We start from the raw sequence: 5,945 nt of genomic DNA on the forward strand, positions 1-5,945 counted from the left end.
TTTGTGTTGCTGGAGTTTTTTGGCGATTTCACATTCGGAATTAGTAGCTCGCAGCAAAGATGGTGAACCCACCCCGCCTTTCAGGCACCCCTCCCAGGAGGGGATTTTTTTAGAGTTGGGTTTTGCTGGGGACGATAATCATCGCAAAATAGGGGACATTGCTCGGATCGACAGATTCGATCGACACAATCCGCTGATCCTTTGCCGTAGCGCGTTCGATATATTTAGCCCGATCTAATAAATCTAATTCGCTTAATACCTGACGAACTTTGTCAAAATGACGGCGGAGTTTGATAATAGCCACCGCATCGGCATTGATTAATTGTGCTGTTAATGCTTCTGCTGATAGCGTACCGGACAAGACACTAAACACGTCATTTTGATAACATAACGGCGTGCCGATCGCGGCGGCGGCGGCCATTGGTGAAGAAATACCTGGGACGATTTCGGTAATGAATCGATCGGCTAATCGGGTAAATAAATACATAAATGAGCCGTAAAATAACGGATCGCCCACGCATAATACGACAACATCTCTACCCGCACTTAAGTGTGCTGCGATCGGTTTAATTGCCTCACTATACAATTCGTATGCGGCTTCGGGAGCCAGAGCGCGGGGGAAATTGAAGCAGACTTCAATTTGGTCGCCACGCAAATAGGGTGAGACGATCGCGCGTGCCACACTTTGACGATCGGTTGCTGCTTGGTAGGCGACTACTGGAGACGCTTGCAAGAGTCGGTATGCCTTGAGGGTCAATAACTCCGGATCGCCAGGGCCGACACCAATTCCGTATAATTTGCCCGTCTGAATCGCAACCATTATTCCTGCTCCGTTGCTAGTGCATTGACAGCAGCAGCAGCCATCGCACTACCGCCCCGTCGTCCGTGAATTGTCAGAAAAGGTACGCCCCGACTATCGGCGGCCAGAGCGGCTTTAGATTCGATCGCGCCGACGAATCCGACCGGAAATCCGAGAATCAGTGCGGGCTTGGGTGCGCCCTCGTCAATCATTTCCAAGAGTCGGAACAGTGCCGTCGGTGCATTCCCGATCGCGACCACCGCACCAGCCAAATGCGGTCGCCACAGTTCTAGAGCCGCAGCCGATCGCGTATTCTCTAATTGGGCTGCTAGAGCGGGAACTTGCGGATCTGGGAGTGTACAAATCACCTGATTATTGACAGGAAGACGCGTGCGCGTTACGCCATCTGCTACCATCCGCGCGTCGCATAAAATCGGTGCCCCAGTTGCCAACGCATGGCGACCGATCCGTACGGCATCGATCGAGTAATCTAAGTCGCTGACGATATCAATCATCCCACACGCATGGATCAGTCGCACGGCGACAGTATCGAAGTCGGCTGGTAATATATCTAGTTGGGCTTCCGATCGAATCGTGGCAAAAGATTGACGATAAATTTCCGCCCCATCGCGGATGTACTTTAAGGGAGCGGGAATGGTGATTTTGGATGACATGAAGGAGTTGGGAGTTGGGAGTTGGGAGTTGGGAGCGGGGAGCGGGGAGCGGGAAATTAGAAATAGACTTAATAAAACATTAATTCTGCGATCGATTGCTACTAATGTTTTGGTTTTGATGCAAGCTGTTTGTCCGCTCGTTGGCGATTGGCAAATCCTGGGAAAGATGATTGGGGATCTAACTTGTGCTGGTAGTAAGTCGCGATCGCTTTGCTGACGGCGATCGGGACTCGTTCGGGGGGTAAAAGATCGCTCGATTCCAGTTCGACTTCGGCTCTACCCCCGCCAATTTCTAATCGATACTTTCCAAGTCCGGTGCTAGTTTCAACCTCTCCCCACAGGGTAATATCGGCCAGATTGTGTTGAGCGCAGGATTTTGCGCAACCGCTGAAATGAATATTCAACGGTCGATCGAATGTGAATTGTGCTGATAAATATTTAGATAGAGCGATCGCATCGGCTTGAGTATCTGTGGCACTGTACTGGCAGCCAGTCACACCCGCACAGGCTATTAATAAACTACTCGGATGAGTGGCGGTTTGCACCAATCCTAAATCGCTAACTAATCCCCATACCGTCTGAAGATCGATCGCTCTCACATCCGGAATGATGACATTTTGCCAATGCGTCAGGCGAATATTGCCACTGCCGTACCGTGCGGCGATCGATCCCAATCCCTCGATTTGCGCTCCAGTCAATCGTCCCAATAGCAAGACGACACCGAGATAATAACGACCTTGTTGACGTTGCTGCTGTACGCCCAAATGACGATCGCTATTTACCCGAACTGAAGATCGATCGACACACTGGTTTTTAAAAATAAAATGGCTGTAACCCCCAATCTCTCGTCGGACTAGTTCGCCAAACTCAGCCAAACCATAATAATGAATGACATCTCGCAATCGTGGTTTCCGGCGTGGATCGCCACCAATGATTTCTATACCCCGCCGATAAGTCTGCGCGATCGCGGCTAACATTGGCAGACACTCATCGGTGGTTAAATTGACCCCCACAGATTGCGGTGCTGTGCCGCGTTCGCCGATGCCCAGATGCAGACTAAATTCGCGTTGGCGTAGCCTCTCCAGCGGAGAATCGCTAATTGCCAAGAGCGTAAGATCGTTAGGTCGATCGATAATGCTAACGCTGCCACCACCATCAAAACCGACACTAAATTTATTCGATAATTCGCCCAATTCGGGATGAAGATCTAAGTATTCCAGCCAAGCATTTGCCAACGGACGCACATCGATAATTTCTCCCGCATCGATACCCGCCGTCGGACTGAGCATCACATTACGAATGCCATCGACAGCAGTGTTCTTTCCAGCCAATCCACATGCGGCTAATTGAGTTAATAAATCTCGATCTAAATCTTGTGCTAGCGATCGCAGTTGTAAGTTCGCGCGATTGGTAACTTGAATGTACTCTAACCCGATCGTTGCCAATAACTCGGCAATCGTCTGACATTGCACTGTATTCAATACACCGCCTGGAGTGCGCAACCGAGTCAACAAGCCATCACGCGCGATCGCAGGATGATAAATATCTGGGCAGATCGACCTTTCTACGGACACTGAATCTAACTCCTTCCCCATGCGACGCAAGGAAATAGTGAATGTAAGTACCGCCTCGGTACGCTCAAAGCACGGTATTCTGACTCGAAGCGTTTGCGCTTCATCACAGTTGCGGCACAGTCCTGGATTCGCACCAGACTTTCCCGATCCTTAAGCTTCACTAATCTAGCATGAGATGGGGATGTTTAGGTCTTAGGGAATAGTGGATAGGGAATAGGGAATAGTAAGAGAGTGGATAGTGGATCGCGATTAGAGGGTTTGGTAGCAAGCATCATTTCCCTTAGCTCTCCCAGTCCCCCAGTCCCCTCGTCCCTCCGATTGGAACAATCACTCGATCGACCCGTCAAGACATCTGTAATCCACATCTAGCTGGGTCGTATCGTTCGGAAATCTCCACCATCCAAAACCCTAAAATTGTGGAATTCGGGCTACAATTGGCTGGAGTGTGAGTAAGTATAAATAACTATCAAAAGATATGTCCCTCAGCCCCCTAACCTTAAATGCTAATCAAGCAGCCGTCGCCAGTCGCGCGGTTGGATCTGCTAATTCAGAGCACGAACAGCAAGTTGCTAAATTGATGAAGGCTCTATATCCAGCCGACAGACAAGAAAAATTTCTCGAACTTCAAGCCGAAGTTGACACATTGTTATGCCAGTTACAAGCACTGCAAAGAGTTCGTGCGTAATTTTGTAAATCGGAAGAATTTCCCGACCATTTAAAGTAACAATCTTTTAAATATCCAAAAACAGAGCGATCGAATATATTCGATCGCTCTTTTTGGTTAGTAGTTAATACAAGCAACCCGTAGACGCGGGTTGAGAGTGTTTATCTAAACGATATTCATCTTCTCAAAACTGTCGATCGACTAATCAGTACCTCGCAACTTATCCAAAACACTGCGATCTTCTAGTGTCGAAGTATCGCCAGTTACTTCCTTACCTGCCGCTAAATCGCGCAATAACCGCCGCATAATTTTACCCGATCGAGTCTTTGGTAGGGCATCGGTAAAGCGAATTTCACCAGGACGAGCGATCGCGCCAATTTCGATACTGACGTGTTTTTGCAACTCTTTTACTAAGCTAGCATCGCCGACAAAATTGCTATTCAAAGTTACAAAGGCGACGATTTCTTCACCCTTAATTTCATCCGGTTTGCCGACAATAGCGGCTTCTGCGACAGCAGGATGCGAGACGAGAGCGGATTCGAGTTCCATCGTGCCCAGACGGTGCCCAGAAACGTTGAGCACATCGTCAATCCGTCCCATTACCCAGAAGTAGCCATCGGCATCCTGCCGCGCGCCATCGCCAGCAAAATACATGTATTTGCCATCTACGGGGGGAATATGTTCCCAGTAAGTCTTGCGGAAACGTTCGTCATCGCCGTATACCGTTCGCATCATTCCCGGCCAAGGGTATTTTACCGCTAAGTAGCCGCCACTATTGGCGGGGAGGGTACTGCCGTCGAGATCGACGATTTCAGCGTCGATACCCGGGAAGGGTCGAGTGGCGGAGCCTGGTTTGGTGGGAATTGCGCCAGGGAGAGCGGTAATCATGATGCCGCCAGTCTCAGTTTGCCACCAAGTATCGACGATCGGGCATTTCTCTTTACCAATCACGCGGTGATACCACATCCACGCTTCGGGGTTAATCGGTTCGCCGACGGTACCGAGCAGGCGCAGGGACGAGAGATTGCGCGCATTGGGTAATTCTTCACCCATTTTCATAAAGACACGAATGGCTGTGGGGGCGGTGTAGAAGATGGTAACGCCGTATTTTTCGATAATATCCCACATGCAGCCCGGATTGGAAGGACGAGCGACTCCTTCATACATGACGGCAGTCGCACCGTTGGATAATGGGCCATAGACGATGTAACTATGTCCGGTAATCCAACCGACATCGGCGGTACACCAGTAAACGTCGGTATCGTTGAGATCGAAAATCCACTTAGTGGTGATGTGGCTGTAGAGGTTGTAGCCACCTGTGGTGTGGACGACGCCTTTGGGTTTACCCGTACTGCCCGAGGTGTAAAGGACGAATAACATATCCTCAGCATCCATTTCCGCTGCGGGACAGTCAGCGGAGACAGTAGGTTGAATTTCATGCCACCAGATATCTCTGCCTTCAATAATCGGGATTTCTTGCTTGGTACGCTGGACGACTAAAACTTTTTCGACTGTCGGACAGGCATTATTTTCTAAGGCTTTATCGACCTGAATTTTCAGCGGTACAATGGCATCTTTGCGCCAGCCACCATCGGCAGTAATTACAGCTTTAGCTTTACCATTAGCCAATCTGTCGCGCAGCGCATCGGCACTAAAGCCACCAAAGACGACGGTGTGTACGGCTCCAATTCTCGCACAGGCCAGCATCGCGATCGTGGCCTCGGGAATCATCGGCATGTAAATCCCGACTAAATCTCCTTTAATTACACCCATCTGTTTGAGAGCGTTCGCCATCTGACAGACTTCGCGATGCAATTGAGCGTAAGTGAGCGTGCGGGAGTCCCCTGGTTCGCCTTCCCAAATTAGCGCGGCTTTATTCTTACGCCAGGTTGTCAGATGTCGATCGAGACAATTATACGAGATATTAATCTTACCGCCGGTAAACCACTTAGCAAATGGCGGCTGCCAATCTAAAACTTTGTCCCATTTTTTAAACCAATGCAGTTCGCTGTCGGCTAATTCCGCCCAAAACTGTTCGGGATTGGCTTGAGCGCGAGCATAGAGAGATTCATACTCTGCCAAGCTCTTTATCTGTGCGGCTTGGGAAAACTCTGCTGAGGGGCTAAATAGCCGATCTTCTTGAAGTGTGGATTCAATTGAATTATCTGGCATGGTAGGGAGCGGCGATCGGTTGTCAATTATTATGTAGTCAATTATCACCTAGTTCGTGGGAC

At 49.5% G+C, this 5,945-nt stretch carries 5 protein-coding genes and 1 riboswitch; of the genes, 1 reads left to right on the forward strand and 4 read right to left on the reverse strand.

Annotation, left to right across the window (positions count from 1 at the left end; all coding sequences use genetic code 11):
* Positions 1-109: 109 nt before the first annotated feature.
* The 3 genes from RMO84_RS15010 to cobG all read right to left on the reverse strand — a co-directional run bounded on the left by RMO84_RS15010 (position 110) and on the right by cobG (position 3,047).
* On the reverse strand, positions 110-820 hold the full coding sequence (locus tag RMO84_RS15010) for a precorrin-2 C(20)-methyltransferase (RefSeq protein ID WP_310489251.1): 711 nt from the start codon (positions 818-820) through the stop codon (positions 110-112).
* On the reverse strand, positions 820-1,473 hold the full coding sequence (locus RMO84_RS15015) for a precorrin-8X methylmutase (RefSeq protein WP_310489252.1): 654 nt from the start codon (positions 1,471-1,473) through the stop codon (positions 820-822). The genes RMO84_RS15010 and RMO84_RS15015 overlap by 1 nt, the downstream gene beginning before the upstream one ends.
* Positions 1,474-1,574: 101 nt before the next feature.
* Positions 1,575-3,047: a precorrin-3B synthase gene (gene cobG, locus RMO84_RS15020; RefSeq protein ID WP_310489253.1), complete on the reverse strand. Its 1,473-nt coding sequence runs from the start codon at positions 3,045-3,047 to the stop codon at positions 1,575-1,577.
* 51 nt (positions 3,048-3,098) lie between these two features.
* A riboswitch (cobalamin riboswitch) is annotated at positions 3,099-3,221 on the reverse strand.
* A gap of 301 nt (positions 3,222-3,522) precedes the next feature.
* On the opposite strand from cobG, the gene RMO84_RS15025 reads away from it, so the two are divergent.
* Positions 3,523-3,732: a hypothetical protein gene (locus tag RMO84_RS15025; protein ID WP_310489254.1), complete on the forward strand. Its 210-nt coding sequence runs from the start codon at positions 3,523-3,525 to the stop codon at positions 3,730-3,732.
* A 180-nt stretch (positions 3,733-3,912) separates the two neighbouring features.
* On the opposite strand, the gene acs is transcribed toward RMO84_RS15025, so the two are convergent.
* Positions 3,913-5,883, reverse strand: coding sequence for an acetate--CoA ligase (gene acs, locus RMO84_RS15030; protein WP_310489255.1), 1,971 nt, complete (start codon positions 5,881-5,883; stop codon positions 3,913-3,915).
* Positions 5,884-5,945: the final 62 nt, after the last annotated feature.

The sequence above is a fragment of the Chamaesiphon sp. VAR_69_metabat_338 genome (genome assembly GCF_031423935.1).
GTDB lineage: Bacteria > Cyanobacteriota > Cyanobacteriia > Cyanobacteriales > Chamaesiphonaceae > Chamaesiphon.